This window comes from Pseudomonas sp. 13B_2.1_Bac1, assembly GCF_025466155.1.
Taxonomy (GTDB): domain Bacteria; phylum Pseudomonadota; class Gammaproteobacteria; order Pseudomonadales; family Pseudomonadaceae; genus Aquipseudomonas; species Aquipseudomonas aylmerensis.
In genome coordinates, this window is record NZ_JANLOH010000115.1 from 80,004 (window position 1) to 99,038 (window position 19,035).

Annotated in this window: 19 protein-coding genes and 4 tRNA genes; 6 read left to right on the forward strand and 17 right to left on the reverse strand. The window is 61.2% G+C overall.

What is annotated here, in order from left to right; genetic code table 11:
• Positions 1–55 precede the first annotated feature (55 nt).
• The 3 genes from NTD80_RS30240 (at position 56) to NTD80_RS30250 (ending at position 2,307) form a co-directional block, all read left to right on the forward strand.
• Positions 56–685: a DUF1780 domain-containing protein gene (locus NTD80_RS30240; protein ID WP_010213242.1), complete on the forward strand. Its 630-nt coding sequence runs from the start codon at positions 56–58 to the stop codon at positions 683–685.
• Positions 686–774: 89 nt separating this feature from the next.
• Positions 775–948, forward strand: coding sequence for a DUF3094 family protein (locus tag NTD80_RS30245; RefSeq protein ID WP_064450648.1), 174 nt, complete (start codon positions 775–777; stop codon positions 946–948).
• Positions 949–1,008: 60 nt separating this feature from the next.
• Positions 1,009–2,307, forward strand: a complete 1,299-nt coding sequence (locus NTD80_RS30250; RefSeq protein WP_065900570.1) for an NAD(P)/FAD-dependent oxidoreductase — start codon at positions 1,009–1,011, stop codon at positions 2,305–2,307.
• 213 nt (positions 2,308–2,520) lie between these two features.
• Here NTD80_RS30250 and NTD80_RS30255 read toward each other — a convergent pair.
• The 7 genes from NTD80_RS30255 to rluD all read right to left on the reverse strand — a co-directional run bounded on the left by NTD80_RS30255 (position 2,521) and on the right by rluD (position 7,656).
• Positions 2,521–2,597 (reverse strand) — tRNA-Pro (locus NTD80_RS30255).
• Between the two features lie 94 nt (positions 2,598–2,691).
• Positions 2,692–2,767: transfer RNA gene (locus NTD80_RS30260), tRNA-Lys, on the reverse strand.
• A 5-nt stretch (positions 2,768–2,772) separates the two neighbouring features.
• Positions 2,773–2,849: transfer RNA gene (locus NTD80_RS30265), tRNA-Pro, on the reverse strand.
• A 9-nt stretch (positions 2,850–2,858) separates the two neighbouring features.
• Positions 2,859–2,934 (reverse strand) — tRNA-Asn (locus NTD80_RS30270).
• Between the two features lie 302 nt (positions 2,935–3,236).
• A complete protein-coding gene (gene clpB, locus NTD80_RS30275) occupies positions 3,237–5,801 on the reverse strand; it encodes an ATP-dependent chaperone ClpB (RefSeq protein ID WP_065900568.1) in 2,565 nt (854 codons plus the stop codon).
• Between the two features lie 170 nt (positions 5,802–5,971).
• Positions 5,972–6,697, reverse strand: coding sequence for a peptidoglycan editing factor PgeF (gene pgeF / locus NTD80_RS30280; RefSeq protein ID WP_262135840.1), 726 nt, complete (start codon positions 6,695–6,697; stop codon positions 5,972–5,974).
• Positions 6,694–7,656 carry a 23S rRNA pseudouridine(1911/1915/1917) synthase RluD gene (gene rluD, locus NTD80_RS30285; protein ID WP_010213248.1) on the reverse strand — a complete coding sequence of 321 codons (963 nt, stop codon included), beginning with the start codon at positions 7,654–7,656 and terminating at the stop codon, positions 6,694–6,696. The genes pgeF and rluD overlap by 4 nt, the downstream gene beginning before the upstream one ends.
• A 149-nt stretch (positions 7,657–7,805) precedes the next feature.
• On the opposite strand from rluD, the gene NTD80_RS30290 reads away from it, so the two are divergent.
• Together NTD80_RS30290 and NTD80_RS30295 are read left to right on the forward strand one after the other, a co-directional pair.
• Complete coding sequence (locus tag NTD80_RS30290; protein WP_262135841.1) at positions 7,806–8,831, forward strand: outer membrane protein assembly factor BamD; 1,026 nt, start codon at positions 7,806–7,808, stop codon at positions 8,829–8,831.
• A 126-nt stretch (positions 8,832–8,957) separates the two neighbouring features.
• Positions 8,958–9,191 carry a PP0621 family protein gene (locus NTD80_RS30295; protein WP_065900562.1) on the forward strand — a complete coding sequence of 78 codons (234 nt, stop codon included), beginning with the start codon at positions 8,958–8,960 and terminating at the stop codon, positions 9,189–9,191.
• Here NTD80_RS30295 and thiO read toward each other — a convergent pair.
• From thiO to pilV, 5 genes are all read right to left on the reverse strand, one after another.
• Positions 9,178–10,287 carry a glycine oxidase ThiO gene (thiO, locus tag NTD80_RS30300; RefSeq protein ID WP_262135842.1) on the reverse strand — a complete coding sequence of 370 codons (1,110 nt, stop codon included), beginning with the start codon at positions 10,285–10,287 and terminating at the stop codon, positions 9,178–9,180. The genes NTD80_RS30295 and thiO overlap by 14 nt on opposite strands.
• 62 nt (positions 10,288–10,349) lie before the next feature.
• Positions 10,350–10,751, reverse strand: coding sequence for a type IV pilin protein (locus tag NTD80_RS30305; protein ID WP_262135843.1), 402 nt, complete (start codon positions 10,749–10,751; stop codon positions 10,350–10,352).
• An 11-nt stretch (positions 10,752–10,762) separates the two neighbouring features.
• Positions 10,763–11,278, reverse strand: coding sequence for a PilX N-terminal domain-containing pilus assembly protein (locus NTD80_RS30310; protein ID WP_262135844.1), 516 nt, complete (start codon positions 11,276–11,278; stop codon positions 10,763–10,765).
• A 7-nt stretch (positions 11,279–11,285) separates the two neighbouring features.
• Positions 11,286–11,987 carry a PilW family protein gene (locus NTD80_RS30315; RefSeq protein WP_262135845.1) on the reverse strand — a complete coding sequence of 234 codons (702 nt, stop codon included), beginning with the start codon at positions 11,985–11,987 and terminating at the stop codon, positions 11,286–11,288.
• Positions 11,984–12,457: a type IV pilus modification protein PilV gene (gene pilV / locus NTD80_RS30320; protein WP_262135846.1), complete on the reverse strand. Its 474-nt coding sequence runs from the start codon at positions 12,455–12,457 to the stop codon at positions 11,984–11,986. Before pilV ends, NTD80_RS30315 begins: the two co-directional genes overlap by 4 nt.
• A 204-nt stretch (positions 12,458–12,661) precedes the next feature.
• Here pilV and NTD80_RS30325 point away from each other — a divergent pair, with 204 nt between their 5' ends.
• The gene (locus NTD80_RS30325) at positions 12,662–13,243 is read left to right on the forward strand and encodes a GspH/FimT family pseudopilin (RefSeq protein ID WP_262135847.1); all 582 of its coding nucleotides are present in this window, start codon (positions 12,662–12,664) and stop codon (positions 13,241–13,243) included.
• Here NTD80_RS30325 and ispH read toward each other — a convergent pair.
• The 5 genes from ispH to ribF all read right to left on the reverse strand — a co-directional run bounded on the left by ispH (position 13,197) and on the right by ribF (position 18,997).
• A complete protein-coding gene (ispH, locus tag NTD80_RS30330; RefSeq protein ID WP_065900550.1) occupies positions 13,197–14,144 on the reverse strand; it encodes a 4-hydroxy-3-methylbut-2-enyl diphosphate reductase in 948 nt (315 codons plus the stop codon). The genes NTD80_RS30325 and ispH overlap by 47 nt on opposite strands.
• Before the next feature lie 121 nt (positions 14,145–14,265).
• Positions 14,266–14,703, reverse strand: a complete 438-nt coding sequence (gene fkpB, locus NTD80_RS30335) for an FKBP-type peptidyl-prolyl cis-trans isomerase (protein WP_173390393.1) — start codon at positions 14,701–14,703, stop codon at positions 14,266–14,268.
• Between the two features lie 7 nt (positions 14,704–14,710).
• Positions 14,711–15,220, reverse strand: coding sequence for a signal peptidase II (gene lspA / locus NTD80_RS30340; protein WP_262135848.1), 510 nt, complete (start codon positions 15,218–15,220; stop codon positions 14,711–14,713).
• Entirely contained in the window at positions 15,213–18,044 is a 2,832-nt protein-coding gene (gene ileS, locus NTD80_RS30345; RefSeq protein WP_065900543.1) for an isoleucine--tRNA ligase, read from the reverse strand. The genes lspA and ileS overlap by 8 nt, the downstream gene beginning before the upstream one ends.
• Positions 18,045–18,058: 14 nt before the next feature.
• Entirely contained in the window at positions 18,059–18,997 is a 939-nt protein-coding gene (gene ribF / locus NTD80_RS30350; protein WP_065900541.1) for a bifunctional riboflavin kinase/FAD synthetase, read from the reverse strand.
• Between the last annotated feature and the right edge of the window lie 38 nt (positions 18,998–19,035).

Consider the following 19,035-nt stretch of genomic DNA (forward strand, 5'->3'; position numbering starts at 1 on the left):
CGACCTTTTGCAGCGGGACTTCCTGCGGTCATCATTTGGACGCTAAGCTGCAAGCATGGATGACTCAGATTATTTGCGCCTGCTCACCGTAGCGGCCGAACAAGCCAATGCGTTCCTGTCCAATGCCCGCAAATGGGAGCGTGAGCGTTGGGTCTGCCAGCGCCTGCTGCAAGGCTTGAATGTGCCTTATCGCGCCGAGGAGTTTCATGCCGCCGGGCAGGAACCGCCGGACGTGCTGTTTCGCGATGCCAGTTTCGAAGTGTTTTTCGTATTGGATGAGGGACGGCGCCTGAACGACGAATGGCGCGACGAATTGCTGCGCCGGCGCAGTGCGTTTTCCCTCAGCCAACTGGTGCGGCGCGAAGCCAAGCCTCGGCGTATTCCCGCCCACGAATTCCTGCTGCGCCTGGCGCCGACCCTGCGCAAGAAGGCCCATAACTACAAGGAACGCGGGATGGACCTGGGCGAGTTGGACATCGTTGCCTTCACCAGCCTCAAACGCGAAGTGCTGGACCTCAACAGCCACTTCCCGCCGCCTACCGAATACCTGCGCCAGGGCTGGCGCTCGCTGTCGCTGGTTGGGCCGACATTTGCGCGGGTATTGTTCGCGCATCCGGATGCACCGGATTTCTTGCGCAACAACCTGGGGCGCAGCATAGTGTTCGACGTGGGTATCAGCCTGTGAAGCAGGCACAGGCTACGCTTGTGGCGAGACCGCCCACTTCCCGACTGTAACGTGGCGCCCTTTTGCAACGTCTACCTGACGAGGCCTTTATGACCAGCCGCCTGAACCCCGATGACCAACAGCATGTCGAAGAGTACCTGCAACTCTCCCAGAACCGAGTCGAGCGCAAGCCTTTCCGGCCGTGGCTGCTCCTTGGTGTGGTGCTGGTGGCGGTGATCGGGCTCGGATTGCTGAGCCGCCTTTTGAGTTACCTGACGCTATGAGCTGCCTGGCGCTCGCGGGGGTAACTGCTCCGATTTCTTTTAGCCTTGCGAGATATCCCCATGACCCATCGTATTATTATCGTCGGCGGCGGCGCCGGCGGCCTGGAGTTGGCTACCCGCCTGGGTAAGACTCTGGGCAAGCGCGGCACCGCCAGCATCACGCTGGTAGACGCCAACCTGACCCATATCTGGAAGCCGTTGCTGCACGAAGTGGCTGCCGGCTCGCTGAACTCTTCGGAAGACGAACTCAATTACGTCGCCCAGGCCAAATGGAACCACTTCGAGTTCCAACTGGGGCGCATGAGCGGACTCGACCGTGAGCAGAAAAAAATCCAGCTGGCCGCCACCCTCGATGAAGAGGGCCGTGAGCTGGTGCCCGCGCGCGTGCTGGGCTATGACAGCCTGGTGATTGCAGTCGGTAGCACCACCAACGACTTCGGTACCGAAGGCGCCGCGCAACACTGTCTGTTCCTCGACACCCGCAAGCAGGCCGAGCGCTTCCATCAGCAATTGCTCAACCACTACCTGCGCGCCCATGCCGGGCAGACCGATACCATTGAACAGATCAGCGTCGCCATCGTCGGCGCCGGTGCCACCGGCGTGGAACTGGCCGCCGAGCTGCATAACGCCGCCCACGAACTGGCAGCGTACGGCCTGGACCGGATCAAGCCGGAAAACATGCACATCACCCTGATCGAAGCCGGCCCACGGGTATTGCCCGCGCTGCCGGAGCGTATCGGCGGACCCGTGCATAAAACCCTGGAGAAACTTGGGGTGACCGTGCTGACCAACTCGGCGGTCAGCGAAGTGACGGCCGACGCGCTGATCACCAGCAGCGGCCAGGTGATTCCTGCCAGCCTCAAGGTGTGGGCAGCCGGTATTCGCGCGCCTGGCTTCCTCAAGGATATCGATGGCCTGGAAACCAACCGCATTAATCAGCTGCAAGTGCTGCCGACGCTGCAGACCACCCGCGACGAAAATATCTTCGCCTTTGGCGATTGCGCCGCCTGCCCGCAACCGGGCACTGACCGTAATGTACCGCCACGCGCCCAGGCGGCTCACCAGCAGGCCTCATTGCTGGCCAAGTCGCTGAAGCTGCGGATCGAGGGCAAGGACCTGCCGTCCTACAAGTACACCGACTACGGCTCGCTGATCTCGCTGTCGCGGTTCTCGGCGGTAGGTAACCTGATGGGCAACCTCACCGGCAGCGTGATGCTCGAAGGCTGGCTGGCGCGGATGTTCTATGTGTCGCTGTACCGCATGCACCAGATGGCGCTGTATGGCTTCTTCCGCACGGCGATGCTGATGCTGGGCAGCAAGATCGGACGCGGGACCGAGCCGCGCCTCAAGCTGCACTGATACCTCACAACCCTGTGGGCGCTGGCTTGCTGGCGATGGCGGTGGGTCAGTCGACTAAGCCGTCGCTGATACAACGCTTTCGCGGGCAAGCCCGCTCCCACAGGGGAATTGCGCTGGCTGCCAGCTCCCACATGGGAATTGCGCCGGCTCGTACAGAGGTTGAATTTCGGGCAAAAAAAATCCCCGTATCTTTCGATACGGGGATTTTTAATATGGTCGGGGTAAGGGGATTCGAACTCCTGACATCCTGCTCCCAAAGCAGGCGCGCTACCGGACTGCGCTATACCCCGGTAAAAAAAAGGCGACCTTTCAGTCGCCTTCTTCGATCAGCGCTTTTGGCCTCTGATCTTAAGATTCGATTCCAGCGTTAACTGGTCTCAAAAATGGTGGGTCGTGTGGGATTCGAACCTACGACCAATTGGTTAAAAGCCAACTGCTCTACCAACTGAGCTAACGACCCAAATATGGTCGGGGTAGGGGGATTCGAACTCCCGACATCCTGCTCCCAAAGCAGGCGCGCTACCGGACTGCGCTATACCCCGGTTTGAAATTGGCTCCGTGACCAGGACTCGAACCTGGGACCCAATGATTAACAGTCATTTGCTCTACCGACTGAGCTATCACGGAACTACATATTTCAAAGTACAACTTTTGCTGCGGTGTAACCTTCTCTTCGACCCGTCCGTATCGCTACGTTCATGTCTCTGAGGCGCGCTATTCTACAATCTTAAAAACCCCTGTCAACCCTTTAAATTGCTTTTAAGACAATGATTTGCGCTTCTTTCTGATTTCTTCTTGGGGAGAAGAAACCCGTGGGCTGACGTTGCTGCGGGGCGCACTTTACAAGCCTTTGCCTTACAGTTCAACGCCCTATCGAAAAAAAAGGCCCCGCAATGCGGGGCCTCCTCTTATCGCCATACAGGCCGGGCTCAGTGGAAGACGATTTCGTCGTTTTCCACCGTCGCCGTGACGCTGGTGCCTGGCATGAAGCTGCCCGACAGGATCAACTGCGCCAGCGGGTTTTCGATCCAGCGCTGGATCGCACGCTTCAACGGCCGTGCGCCATACACCGGGTCGTAACCGACCGCGATCAGTTTGTCCAACGCCTCGCGGCTCAGCTCCAGCGACAGCTCGCGCTCGGCCAGGCGGCCACGCAAGCGACCCAACTGGATCTCGGTAATGCCCGCGATCTGATCCCGCGCCAAAGGCTCGAAGATCACCACTTCATCGACCCGGTTGATAAATTCCGGACGGAAGTGCGTGGTCAGTGCGTCCATCACTGCAGCACGCTGCGCTTCGCGATCACCCACCAACTCCTGGATCTGCGCCGAGCCCAGGTTGGAGGTCATCACGATCACCGTATTGCGGAAGTCCACGGTACGCCCGTGGCTGTCCGTCAGACGGCCATCTTCCAGCACCTGCAGCAGGATGTTGAACACATCCGGGTGGGCCTTCTCGACCTCGTCCAGCAGGATCACCGAGTAAGGCTTGCGCCGCACGGCTTCGGTCAGGTAACCGCCCTCCTCGTAGCCCACATAGCCTGGTGGCGCACCGATCAAGCGGGCCACCGAATGTTTCTCCATGAATTCGGACATATCGATCCGCACCATGGCCTCTTCGGTATCGAAGAGGAACTCGGCCAAGGCCTTGCACAGCTCGGTCTTGCCCACGCCGGTCGGGCCGAGGAACATGAACGAACCGCTTGGGCGGTTCGGGTCGGACAAGCCGGCCCGGGAACGCCGCACCGCGTTGGACACCGCGACCACCGCCTCTTCCTGGCCGATGACGCGTTGGTGCAACAGGTGCTCCATCTTCAGCAACTTGTCGCGCTCGCCTTCGAGCATCTTCGACACCGGGATGCCGGTCCACTTGGAGACGACTTCGGCGATTTCCTCCTCGGTCACTTTGCTGCGCAGCAGCTGGTTCTCGCTGTGGCCATGCTGGTCGACCATCTGCAGGCTGCGCTCCAGGTCCGGGATTACCCCGTACTGCAACTCGGCCATGCGGTTCAGGTCGCCTTTGCGGCGCGCCGCTTCCAACTCCTGACGCGACTGCTCGATCTTTTGCTGGATCTGGGCAGAGCCCTGTACTTCGGCCTTTTCCGAGGTCCAGATTTCTTCGAGGTCCGAGTATTCGCGTTCGAGGCGGACGATTTCTTCCTGAAGTTTTTCCAGGCGTTTCTTCGCCGCATCGTCCTCTTCTTTCTTCAGGGCCTGGGATTCGACTTTCAGTTGAATCAGGCGCCGATCCAGACGGTCGAGCACTTCCGGCTTGGAGTCGATCTCCATGCGGATGCGGCTGGCCGCTTCGTCGATCAGGTCGATGGCCTTGTCCGGCAACTGCCGGTCAGTGATATAGCGATGGCTCAATTTGGCCGCCGCAATGATCGCGCCGTCGGTAATCGCCACCTTATGGTGGACCTCATAGCGTTCTTTCAGGCCACGCAGGATCGCGATGGTGTCTTCTTCGCTCGGCTCTTCCACCAGCACTTTCTGGAAACGCCGCTCCAGGGCTGCGTCTTTCTCGATGTACTGGCGGTACTCGTTGAGCGTCGTGGCACCCACGCAATGCAACTCACCCCGCGCCAATGCGGGCTTGAGCATGTTGCCTGCGTCCATCGAGCCTTCGCCTTTACCGGCGCCGACCATGGTGTGCAGTTCGTCGATAAACAGAATGATCTGCCCTTCCTGCTTCGACAGCTCGTTCAACAGGGATTTGAGGCGCTCTTCGAATTCACCACGGAACTTGGCACCGGCGATCAGCGAGCCCATGTCCAGGGACAACAGGCGCTTGCCTTTGAGACCGTCCGGCACTTCACCATTGATGATGCGCTGGGCCAGGCCTTCGGCAATCGCGGTTTTACCCACGCCAGGCTCGCCGATCAGCACCGGGTTGTTCTTGGTGCGACGCTGCAGGACCTGGATGGTGCGACGAATCTCATCGTCACGGCCGATCACCGGATCCAGCTTGCCTTCTTCGGCGCGCTTGGTCAGGTCGACGGTGTACTTGTCCAGGGCCTGGCGCGATTCCTCATGGTTTGGGTCGTTGACCGCCTCGCCGCCGCGCAGGTTGTTGATGGCGTTTTCCAGGGCTTTCTTGCTCACGCCCTGGCCCAGCAACAATTTGCCAAGCTTGCTGTTGTCGTCCATGGCGGCGAGCAATACCAGCTCGCTGGAAATGAACTGGTCACCTTTCTGCTGGGCCAGGCGATCGGCCTGGTTGAGCAGACGTGCCAGGTCCTGCGACATGTTCACGTCGCCGGTAGGGTTTTGGATTTTCGGCAATTGGTCGAGCTCTTTGCTCAACTCCTTGCGCAGGCTGTTGACGTCAAAGCCCACCTGCATCAGCAAGGGCTTGATAGAACCACCTTGCTGATCCAGAAGCGCCTGCATCAAGTGCGCAGGCTCGATGGCCGGGTGGTCGAGGCCCACCGCCAACGATTGAGAGTCCGATAAGGCCAACTGCAATTTGCTGGTTAAACGATCTATACGCATTAGTCACCTTCCTTTTGAGCAGGCCGGAGCTATGTGCGAGCGAGCTTGCTCGCGATAAACACATCCTGAATGAAGAAACCTGCCAGATACCCCTATAGATGGGGTGGATTCTGGAAGATTCAAGCGACCGACGGTTGATATGGATCAGCGTTGACCCAGATCAACAGAGTCTAGCGTTCAAGCCAGATAAGGGAGGCAAAACGACCGGTGCGGGGGCTGCGCCGGTAAGAAAAGAAGCGCGGGTCGGTGACGGTGCAGAAGCCGCCCCCATAAACCGCGGTGATGCCACGTGCCGCCAGGCGCAGGCGGGCCAACTGGTAGATATCGGCCATGAACTTGCCTGGATTGCGGCTCGGCACAAAGGCTTCGGCGGTAACCGGCAGTTGCTGCATAAAGGCCTCACGCACTTCCGGGCCGACCTCAAAGGCCTGTGGACCGATGGCCGGGCCCAGCCACACCAACACCTCACCGGGCTCGGTATCCAGGCTTTCGAAGGCGGCTTCGAGCACACCCGCTGCCAGGCCACGCCAGCCGGCATGGGCTGCTGCGACACGCGTGCCGGCACGGTTGCAGAATAATGCGGGCAGGCAATCGGCGGTCATGGACGTGCAGGCGATGCCGGGCGTACTGCTCCAACTGCCATCGGCTTCGGCGGTCACTCCAGGATTCGCCTCGACCACCTTCACCCCATGGACCTGACGCAGCCAGGCGGGCTGGATATCGAAGGCATCAGTGAGGCGACGGCGGTTTTCGAGTACAGCCTCCAGGCTGTCCTCGACATGATCGCCCAGGTTGAGACTGTCGAACGGCGCCAGGCTGACGCCGCCCGCACGGGTGGTGACGCAGGCCTTGACCTGAGCCGGCGCGGGCCAGTCAGGAATCAGCCAGTCACTCATCCGATAAACGCCTCGCGATCCTGCTTGAGCAGCGACAGCAACCAGACTAGATCGTCTGGAAGAGGCGATTCCCAACTCATCCGCTTACCGCTCGTCGGATGATCCAGCTCCAGGAAACGTGCATGCAGTGCCTGGCGCGGGAAGTTTTTCAGCGAATCAACCATGGTCGCACTGGCCGCCGGCGGAATGCGGAAGCGGCCACCGTAGGCCGGGTCGCCGACCAACGGGAAGTTGATGTGGGCCATGTGCACACGAATCTGGTGGGTACGCCCGGTTTCCAGCTTGACCCGCACATGGGTGTGGGACCGGAAACGCTCCAGCACACGGTAGTGGCTGACGGCCTGCTTGCCACCTTCCATTACCGCCATACGCTGGCGCTGCTGGCCGTGGCGACCGATTGGGGCGTTGATCTTGCCACCCGCCACCACCACGCCGATCACGATGCACTCGTAGATCCGGCTGACACTGCGGCTCTGCAATTGCGTCACCAGCTGTGTCTGCGCCTGGATGGTCTTGGCCACCACCATCAGGCCGGTAGTGTCCTTGTCCAGGCGGTGCACGATGCCACAACGCGGGACATTGATGATGTCCGGCACGTGGTGCAACAGGGCATTGAGCAAGGTGCCATCAGCGTGCCCGGCCGCCGGGTGAACCACCAGGCCTGCGGGTTTGTTGATGACCAGGATGTCATCGTCTTCATAGACGATATCCAGCTCGATGTCCTGGGCGACCCATTCTCCCTGGGCTTCCTGCTCGGCAGTCAGCTCAAGAATCGCACCGCCATGCACTATGTCTCGCGGGCGGATAACCGCTCCATCCACAGTCAGGCGGCCGTCTTTGATCCAGGCGGAAAGGCGCGAGCGCGAGTGCTCAGCGAATAATTGTGCGGCGACTTGATCGAGGCGTTGGCCGCCCAATTCGGACGGCACCTCTGCGCGAAGTTCAATTTTATCGGACATGCTCAGACTAGGCGTGGCACAGCCTTTGGTTTCGGCTGCGCGCTTGTGGTTAAATACGGCGTCTTTTGCCCCGAGGCTTTCAACGGGGCGCTCATCATAACAGGACGGCCCCGCCCAAGACAGCGGCCGTCATAGGGACGCAAGCCGCCATGCAAGTGAAACACCTGCTGCTGATCGCCATCCTCGCCATGACTGCTGCTTGCTCGTCAACAAAGGAAGTCGTCGACGAAAACCTGAGCGAAGTCGAGTTGTACCAACTGGCTCAGAAAGACTTGGACAATAATAGCTACACCAGCGCCACAGCGAAGCTGAAGGCACTGGAGTCGCGCTATCCGTTCGGGCGCTACGCCGACCAGGCCCAGCTCGAGCTGATCTACGCCAACTACAAGAACGCCGAGCCGGAAGCTGCCAAGTCCGCCGCCGAGCGTTTCATCCGCCTGCACCCGCAGCACCCGAACGTCGACTACGCCTACTACATGAAGGGCCTGACCTCGTTCGACCAGGACGTCGGCCTGCTGGCGCGCTTCCTGCCGCTGGACATGACCAAGCGTGACCCGGGCGCTGCCCGCGACTCCTACAACGAGTTCGCCCAGCTGACCAGCCGCTTCCCCAACAGCCGCTACGCGCCGGACGCCAAGCAGCGCATGATCTACCTGCGCAACCTGCTGGCTTCCTACGAGATTCACGTGGCTCACTACTACCTGACCCGTCAGGCTTATGTAGCGGCAGCCAACCGTGGTCGTTATGTCGTGGAAAACTTCCAGGAAACCCCTTCGGTCGGTGATGGCCTGGCAGTGATGACCGAGGCTTACCAGCGCCTGCACCTGGACGACCTGGCCAGCACCAGCCTGGAAACCCTCAAGCTCAACTACCCTGACCACCCAAGCCTGAAGGATGGCCAGTTCGTGCCTCAGGTTGCCGAAGCCGACAACCGTTCGTGGCTGAGCAAATACACCCTGGGCCTGATCGAGTCCCGTCCGCCGCTGCCGCCGGGCGAAACCCGCGCCAACCAGGACGTGATCAAGCAGTACCAGGACGCCAAGGACGCGATCCCTTCGGACCTCAAGCCACACGACGAGAACGGCGACGTGATCGAAGAGCAAGAGCCGCAGGCCCTGGGCAACAACCAGGACCGCTCGTGGTTCAGCTACATGACCTTCGGTGTGTTCGACTGATTCAGTCGACGCAACGCAAAAGGGAGCCCCACGGGGCTCCCTTTTTTATGCACCAGCATTATTGCGCTGTGCGCCTGTCGCGTCCTTGGCTAAACTGGCGCATTACTCATCGAGAAACTGCCCATCATGGTTCGTCTACTGTTCTGGATTGCCGTCATTGCTGCCGCGGTATGGTTCTGGCGCAAATTCAAAAGCCCGACCGCCAGACAGCAACGCCCCGGCGAACCGGGCGCAGCCCTGATGGTGCGCTGCGCACATTGCGGCGTGCACCTGCCGCAGGATCGCGCCCTCAGCTCACGCCAGGAGTGGTATTGCACCCAGGCGCATCTGGAACAGGGGCCGAAGTCTATCCAGCGTTGAGGCGACCAGCGGGCGCGTAGGGTGCTGGATCAATGATCGGCGCTCGCTCCAGCAACAAATCCGCAAACAGCTGGCAGGACGCCGGCGCCAGCACCAGGCCATTGCGGTAATGCCCGCAGTTGAGCCATAGGCCATTAAAGCCCGGCACCTGGCCGATATACGGAATACCTTCCGGAGAGCCGGGGCGTAAACCGGCCCAGTGCCCCACCACTTCGGCATCTGCCAAGGCTGGAATCAGCTCCACCGCCGACGCCTTCAAGCTTTCCAACGCAGTGTCGGTTGGCGTCTTGTCGAAGCCTTCATGCTCCAGGGTGCTGCCGATCAGGATGTGCCCGTCGCGCCGGGGAATCGCATAGCGCCCCTTGGCCAGGACCATGCTCGAGAGGAAATCCGAGGCACATTTGTACAGAATCATCTGTCCCTTGACCGGCTCCACCGGCAACGCCAACCCCAGCGTACCGAGCAGCTGACCACTCCACGCCCCCGCCGCCAGCACGACCTGATCGCCATGGATCGGGCCATCCGCGGTGTTCACGCCCACGACATCGCCATCCTCGAGGATAAAACCGGACACCTCGCATTGCTCGTGAATCGTCACACCCGGTAACGCCAACAGTGCCGCCTTGAGCGATTTGACCAACCGCGGGTTGCGCACATTGGCCACGTTGGCCATGTAGATCGCCCGGGCATAGCCGCCGCCCAGTACCGGGACGGCATCGTGGGCAGCGGACACATCCACTTTGCTCAACGGCCGACCTTCACGTGCCGCCCAGGCCAGGGCCTCGGCCTCATCATCCAGATCGAGCCAGTACAACCCCGTGGTGTGCACCTCCGGGTCAACGCCCGTTGCCGCATACAGCCGCTCGGCCAGCTGTGGATAAAAATCCTGGGACCAATGGGCCAGCGCAGTGACCGCCGGGCTGTAGCGCCATGGGTACAAGGGCGAAACAATGCCACCGCCGGCCCAGGAAGACTCCTGCCCCACGCCCGCGCGCTCCAGCAGCACCACCGCCTGCCCTTGCGTCGCCAGGTTGTACGCCGTCAACAAGCCGATAACACCGCCACCGACAATCACCACTTGCTGTTGCTTAGCCATCATTTGATCCAGCCGATAAATAGGAACAAGCGCACCCGGCGCCCAATCATCCAGCACTCTCATCATTGCCCCCAGCATGTCTTGCGCGACATGGCGGGTTTGGCGCCAGGGTTGGCCCGCGCACCGCTGCTGGTCAGGCTGAAGTCACCGCAGGGATCGCCGGCCATTCCAGAGTCGACGGCAGGCGTAGCCACCAGGCGGTAATCCTGAGGGTTCAATGCTGCGGTGATTCTATAGCGATCATTGCCCGTACTGACGCCGCTTACGTCAATAAAAGTACCGTTCCTCGCATAAAAGCGCTCCAGGTACTGAGCCTGCTCGGTCAAGAGCGCGACGATCTCGGCGCGATAGACCTTTTTCACATGACCGGCGTACCCGGGGTAAGCGATACCGGCCAGAAGCGCGATGATCGCCACGGCGATCAGTAACTCGATCAGGGTAAAACCCTGGCTATCCATGTCCATCCCTCTACTCCTTATTGAAGTTGTCGCCAGGCCACTCGCCGAAACCACGACCGCCCGTCCTCCTCTACCCGCACATACACACTCTCCAGCACCGTACGCGATTGGCCACTGAACCCGACCGCGGTCACTCGGTACAAGGTGGCCGGGGTTTGCGCCGGCAAATGCGCCACCCCCACGCCAGTCCCCAGGGATTGCACACCGTAGAGACCACTTTTCAGGCCGGCCCAATTCACGCCCGACACGGGATTCACGCCAGCACCTGTCACCGAGAACGCCTCACCGGGGGGCGCACAGGTGACGAACGATTGGCACGGCGCCAACCCCGCGAACTCCCGCTGCACCCTTGACTCTCCCAGCCTCAAGCCACTTTCAGCCGTCTGAAGTGACTGGTTGCGATGCCAGAGGCTCGCGGCAATCTTTTGCTGAGTCACAGCCATCTGCATCGATGACAAACCGACCAGCGACAACAGCAGCAGAAACACCAGGCTGATCAACAGCACCATGCCGCCTTGACGAGAAAACACCATGGCCGCCCTACCCCACACGGTTTCGCAGCGCCACCGCGACGCTGTAGGTTTGATCCTTGACCCGGCCGGTCGGGTCTTGCAGCGTCATCAGGATGCGCACGCTGCGTATCAAGGCAGCGTCGACCGGGCTGTCGTCGTAGCGCGCCACCGTCAATGAGTCCAACCTGTCGGCCACGCCAAAACTGATTTCGAAACGCTGCACGTTATCCACCAGCACCGCCTTGGCCGGCGCAGCGGGCGTGCTGACCTTCAACTGCCCCGCCTCAAAGGTGTAGGTAAGCTGGCGTAGCGCAAAAGAGATTTGCCCAGGCGTTGGCGCAGGTGCGCTGGCGGAGTAGGCATGGGCAGTGCCGGTGCAGTCGGACAGCACCGTCCAGTCGGGTTTGCCACCTGCGATATCAGCGGTGATCAACGTCAGCGACTTTGAGGCGCCCACGGCACTCCAGGCGACAGGCCGATCAAAGGCCGGCGGGGCATTCTCGATAACCGCTGTCGCCAGGCAGCCAAACATGCCGGCCTGGCGAATGTCCTGGATCAACTTGCCCAGGGCAAACCGCGCATCATCCTGCAGCAACATCGCCGCCTGCTGACTGGCAGAGGTCGTTCGCGAGCTGATCGCCACCTGGCTCACGCCGAGGATCAGCACCAGCCCGACGGCCAGGGCTAACAGTAATTCCACCAGGCTGAAACCGCGTGCGTCCCTCCTCACTGTGCGGCCTCCATGCGACTGGTCAGGGTGAAGGTTTCGCGCGCACCCGGGGCATGCGTGCCGCGCTGATCGTTCCAACTGATGCTGACAGTCACCTCATTGGCGCCGATCACCACCGAACCCGTCGCGCTCTCCCCGGCGAAACCGCGAATATTCGCCTCGAAGTCATGCAGATCCAGATCGCGCACGCTGGCGTTTGCGGTACTGGCCGGCACACTCGCCCCAGCGCGCCAAGCGTAATCGGCACCGGCATTGGCGCGAATTCGGTCGAGCATGTCGTAGGCGATGAAACTGGCCTGGCTGGTCATCCGCGAACTGTCGGTGTACTTGAGCGCGTTCAATTGGATCACTGCCGCACCGAGCAGGCCGACGGCGAGAATCAGCACCGCCATCAGCACCTCGATCAATGTAGTGCCGCGCTGGTGCCTGGGCGCCGCATTCAAAAAGCAGGTAGTCGGACAGGCAAGCATTACCGTCGTCATCCGTGTCGAAGGCCAAGGGAAGCAGGAAAATCCTGCTGTGCGGCCCAAGACTAGCGTCGGTTTTCAGCCCGCGCTGCTGCGGGAACAAAGGGAAATACTTTGGACATGAAGGCCATCATCCGTTACCGCCGACGTGGCGCTATACCTACGGCAGCACCCCAACACTGAATCGGGTCCACGGAGGGACAGCACATGCGACAACGAGGTTTTACCCTGATCGAATTGCTGCTCGGGCTGATCGTGAGCAGCATCCTGGCGCAACTGGCGGTGCCCAACTTCAAGCACCTGCTGGCGTCCCAGCAACGACAAAGTGCAGCACAATCGCTGGCGAGCGGACTGCGCTTTGCACGCACGCAAGCCATTGCACGCAACCAGGCGGTGGTGATTCACGCACGCGAAGACGATTGGAGCCAGGGTTGGCGGGTGATAGTGGATGTGAGTGGACGCGGCCATCTGGACGACGACAACCCGGTGCTGCTGGAGCGCCAGGACAGCGGGCAAGTAGCGATCGTGGGCAATGGGCCGGTCAAGAGCCAGGTTCGCTTCAGCGGGTTGGGCGAACCGGTGTTTTCAGGTGGGGGGTTCCGTGCCGGTACCGTGCACGTGTGCGCCACGGACGAAGCTCAGAGCCTGCACCAGATAGTGCTGGCCCCCAGCGGGCGCATCAGCCTGCGCAGCGACAGGGCCGAGCAGGCGTTGTGCCGCAGCTACTCCGGCACCCTGGCATTCAGAGCAGCGAGCGAACCCGCAGCTCCTTGGGCATGGAGAAAGTGATGTTCTCTTCACGACCGGCCAATTCATCCGCGCCTGTAGCGCCCCAGGCGTGCAACTGCTGGATAACACCGCGCACCAGCACTTCCGGGGCCGAAGCGCCCGCAGTAATACCAATTCGCTCGACGCCATCGAACCAGCTGCGCTGCATGTCCTCGGCACCGTCGATCAGGTACGCCGGTGTCGCCATGCGCTCAGCCAACTCGCGCAGGCGGTTGGAGTTGGAGCTGTTAGGGCTGCCGACCACCAGCACGACGTCGCACTCATTGGCCAGTTGCTTGACCGCGTCCTGGCGGTTCTGGGTGGCGTAGCAGATGTCGTCCTTGCGTGGCCCACCAATGGCCGGAAAGCGGCTGCGCAGCGCGTCGATCACGCGGCTGGTATCGTCCATGGACAACGTGGTCTGGGTCACGAAGGCCAAACGCTCGGGGTTGCGCACCTGCAGGTTGGCGACGTCTTTCTCGTCTTCCACCAGGTAGATGGCGCCGCCGTTGCTGGCGTCGTACTGCCCCATGGTGCCTTCGACTTCCGGGTGCCCGGCGTGGCCGATGAGGATGCATTCACGGCCGTCACGGCTGTAGCGCGCGACCTCGATATGCACTTTGGTGACCAGTGGGCAGGTGGCATCGAATACTTTCAGGCCACGGCCTGCCGCTTCGGTACGCACCGCCTGGGAAACACCGTGGGCGCTGAAGATGACGATAACGTCGTCCGGCACCTGGTCCAGCTCTTCGACGAAGATGGCACCGCGCGCGCGCAGGTCTTCGACCACGAATTTGTTGTGGACGACTTCATGGCGCACGTAAATCGGCGGCCCGAAGACTTCCAGGGCGCGATTGACGATTTCGATCGCCCGGTCCACGCCGGCGCAGAAGCCACGCGGGTTGGCGAGTTTGATTTGCATGCTGTGCCTCGTGTCTTTGTAGGAGCTGGCTTGCCTGCGATGCAGTCGACTCGGTGTAGAAGGCAAACCGAGTGGATGCAATCGCAGGCAAGCCAGCTCCTACAGGAACCGGTTTTGTCGGTCAGATTGCTTTAACGTCGATGATTTCAACGTCGAACGTCAAGGTTTTACCGGCCAACGGGTGGTTGAAGTCGATGGTCACTTGCGCGTCATCGAAGGTTTTGACCACACCTGGCAGCTCGGTATTCGCCGCGTCGTTGAAGATCACCAACAGGCCTTCCGACAGGTCCATGTCCTGGAACTGCGAACGCGGGATGATCTGCACGTTTTGCGGGTTGGGCTGGCCAAAAGCGTTTTCCGGCAGGATTTGCAGGGTGCGCTTGTCGCCGGCCTTGAAACCGAACAGGGCGGCCTCAAAACCCGGCAGCAGGTTGCCGTCGCCGACCTTGAAGGTCGCCGGGGCTTTGTCGAACGTACTGTCGACCGTGTCGCCATTCTCCAGGCGCAGTGCGAAATGCAAAGTGACTTCCGTGTTCTGGCCGATGCGTTGCTCAGCCAATACCTGATCAGTCATTGACGGTCTCTCCGGTTTTCTTGCTCTTGAACATATCCAACGCCAGCATGATTGCACCGACGGTGATGGCGCTGTCGGCGAAGTTGAATGCCGGGAAATACCAGCGGTTCTGCCAATGCAACAGAATGAAGTCGATCACATGGCCCAGGGCAATGCGGTCGTACAGGTTGCCGAGCGCGCCACCCAGCACCAGCGCCAGGGCGATGGCGAGCCAGGTGTCATCGCGGCCAAGGCGTTTGAGCCAGACCACCAGCACCGCACTGACCACCACGGCGATCAGGGCGAACAGCCAGCGCTGCCAGCCGCCACTGTCAGCCAGGAAGCTGAAAGCGGCGCCGGTGTTGTAGGCCAAGGTCCAGCTGAAGTAATCCGGGATCACCACGATCTGCTGGAACATCTCCAGCGAGCCTTCGAAATGAGCCTTGCTGACCTGGTCGATGACCAGGACCAGCACGCTCAGTACGAGCCAGCCCAGGCGTCCGAAACGGCTGGCGTTAGGCATAGTGGCGAACCTCGCCAGTACCGCTGATGTTATCCACGCAACGGCCGCAGATTTCCGGATGCTCAGGGTTCACGCCGACATCTTCACGGCAGTGCCAGCAACGGGCGCACTTGGGGAAGGCCGACTTGACGACTTTGAGCTTGAGACCCGGCACTTCAGTGGCCACGGCATCGGCCGGCGCCTGGGCAAAAGGTGCCAGGCTCGCGGTCGAGGTGATCAGCACGAAGCGCAGCTCGTTGCTCAGCTTGGCCAGGTCAGCGGTCAGGCCTTCCTCGGCAAACAGGGTGACTTCGGCTTGCAGGTTGCCACCGACGGCCTTGGCCGCACGCTGCACTTCCAGCTCCTTGTTCACCGCAACCTTCACGGCCATCACGCCTTCCCAGTACTCACGGCCCAGTTCGAAGTCGGCCGGCAGTTCGGTCAGGCCTTCGTACCAGGTGTTGAGCATCACCGATTCGTTACGCTCGCCCGGCAGGTATTCCCACAGTTCGTCGGCGGTGAAGGCCAGGATCGGTGCGATCCAGCGCACCAGCGCTTCGGAGATGTGATACAGCGCGGTCTGCGCCGAACGGCGTGCCTTGCTGTTGGCGCCGGTGGTGTACTGGCGATCCTTGATGATGTCGAGGTAGAAACCACCCAGCTCCTGCACGCAGAAGTTGTGGATCTTCGAGTAGACGTTCCAGAAGCGGTATTCGCCGTAGTGTTCCTGCAACTCGCGTTGCAGCAACAGGGTACGGTCCACGGCCCAACGGTCCAGGGCGAGCATGTCCTCGGCCGGCAGGATGTCGGTGGCCGGGTTGAAACCGGTCAGGTTCGACAGCAGGAAGCGTGCGGTATTACGGATCCGGCGGTAGGCATCGGCGCTACGCTGCAGGATCTGGTCCGACACGGCGATTTCGCCCGAGTAGTCGGTCGACGCGACCCACAGGCGCATGATGTCGGCGCCCAGGGTGTCGTTGATCTTTTTCGGCTCGATCACGTTCTTCAGCGACTTGGACATCTTGCGACCCGTCTCGTCGACGGTGAAGCCGTGGGTCAGCAATTCGCGATACGGTGCGTGGTTGTCGATGGCACAACCCGTCAGCAACGAGGAGTGGAACCAGCCACGGTGCTGGTCCGAGCCTTCCAGGTACAGGTCGGCGCGCGGGCCGCTCGCGTGGCCCATCGGGTGCGAGCCGCGCAGCACGTGCCAGTGGGTGGTACCCGAATCGAACCAGACGTCGAGGGTGTCGCTGATCTTGTCGTACAGCGGCGCTTCGTCGCCCAGCAGTTCGGCAGCGTCCAGCTTGAACCAGGCTTCGATGCCTTCCTGTTCAACGCGCTGGGCCACTTCTTCCATCAGCTCGACGGTACGCGGGTGCAGCTCGCCGCTTTCCTTGTTGAGGAAAAACGGGATCGGTACGCCCCAGTTACGCTGGCGGGAGATACACCAGTCCGGGCGATTGGCGATCATCGAGTGCAGGCGCGCCTGGCCCCAGGCCGGGACGAACTTGGTGTCTTCGATGGCTTTGAGCGAACGGACACGCAGGGTGTCGCCGCTGGTCGGCTCTTTGTCCATGCCGATAAACCACTGCGCGGTGGCGCGGTAGATCAGCGGGGTCTTGTGGCGCCAGCAGTGCATGTAGCTGTGCTTGATGGTGTCGGTCTGCATCAGCGCACCGACTTCGCGCAGCTTGTCGATGATCGGCTGGTCGGCCTTGAAGATGAACTGGCCGCCGAAGAATTCGAGCGAAGGCACGTAGACGCCGTTGCTTTGCACCGGGTTGATGATGTCGTCGTTGACCAGGCCGTATTTCTTGCAGATGACAAAGTCGTCCACGCCATACGCTGGCGAGCAGTGAACAATGCCAGTACCCGAACCCAGTTCGACGTAGTCAGCCAGGTACACCGGCGACAGGCGGTCATAGAACGGGTGACGGAAATTGATCAGCTCCAGCGCGGAGCCAGTGGTGGTGGCGATCACCGCACCTTGCAGCTCATAACGCGCCAGGCAGGCCTCGACCATTTCCTCGGCCAGCACCAGCAGGCGATCACCGACGTCCACCAGGGCGTAGGTAAATTCCGGGTGCACGTTCAGCGCCTGGTTGGCCGGGATGGTCCACGGCGTGGTGGTCCAGATCACGATGGCTGCGGGCTTGCTCAGGCTTGCCAGGCCAAAGGCCTCGGCCAGCTTGGCGTCGTCGGCAATCGGGAAGGCCACGTCGATGGTCGAGGACTTCTTGTCTTCGTACTCGACTTCCGCTTCAGCCAGGGCCGAGCCGCAGTCGAAACACCAGTTCACCGGCTTGAGGCCCTTGAACACGAAACCGCCCTTGACGATTTCGGCCAAGGCACGGATTTCACCGGCCTCGTTCTTGAAGTTCATGGTCTTGTACGGGTTGTCCCACTCGCCGAGCACGCCCAGGCGGATGAATTCGGACTTCTGCCCTTCGATCTGCTCGGTGGCGTAGGCACGGCACAGTTCGCGGGTTTTATCCGCGCCCAGGTTCTTGCCGTAGGTCACTTCGACTTTGTGTTCGATCGGCAGGCCGTGGCAGTCCCAGCCAGGGACATACGGCGCGTCGAAACCGGAAAGGGTTTTCGAGCGCAGGATCATGTCCTTGAGAATCTTGTTCAGCGCATGACCGATGTGAATCGTGCCGTTGGCATAAGGAGGGCCGTCGTGCAGGACGAACTTCGGACGATCCTTGCCAATTTCGCGCAACTTTCCGTACAGGCCAATACTGTCCCAGCGCTGCAGGATCTGCGGTTCGCGCTGTGGCAGGCCGGCCTTCATTGGGAAGGCGGTGTCCGGAAGGTTTAGCGTGGCTTTATAGTCGGTCATTTAAGGCTCTTCGGTTAGCGATGGGCGCTAGGTGCGGCTAGTGCACGGGCGGCGGCGACATCCGCATTGATCGCCGTTTTCAACGCCTCAAGCGAGGCGAAACGCTGCTCTTCACGCAGCTTCTGGTGGAAAACCACCGTCAAACGCCGGTCATACAAATCACCGGCAAAATCCAAAAGATGAACTTCCAGGTGGGCCTTGCCATCACCTGCAACCGTGGGCCTGACGCCTATGTTGGCGACTCCTGGCCACGATTGGCCATCGATGTCGACGCTGACCAGGTAAACCCCGGTCAGCGGCACACGACGGCGCTTGAGTTGCACGTTGGCGGTTGGCGTGCCCAATTGGCGCGCCAGCTTCTGGCCGTGCAGTACCCGTCCGGCAATGCGGAACGGGCGACCGAGCAAACGCTCGGCCAGGGCGAAGTCGGCAGCGGCCAGGGCATTACGCACCTGGGTGCTGCTCACGCGCAGGCCGTCCAACTCGACGGTTTGCGCGGCTTCGACGGTGAAACCCTGGGTGATACCGGCGTGTTGCAGGAAATCGAAGTCGCCGACGCGGTCGCAGCCGAAACGGAAGTCGTCACCGACCTCCAGGTGCTGCACGCCCAGGCCATCGACAAGGATCCGGTCGACGAACTCGGCAGCGCTGAGGCTCTGCAAACGCTGGTTGAAGGCCAGGCACAGGACGCGGTCCACGCCTTCTTCGGCCAGCAATTGCAGTTTGTCCCGCAGGCGGGCCAGACGGGCCGGCGCCGTTTCGGGGGTAAAGTATTCCCGCGGCTGTGGCTCAAAAATCACCACGCAGCTGGGCACGCCCAACTCGACCGCACGCTCGCGCAGCCTGGCCAGGATAGCCTGGTGGCCACGGTGAACACCGTCAAAGTTGCCAATAGTGGCGACGCAGCCCCGATGCTGGGGGCGCAGGTTGTGGAGACCTCGAACCAGCTGCATAACGCGCTTCTTGCTCATAAAGTGGTCGATTATAACCA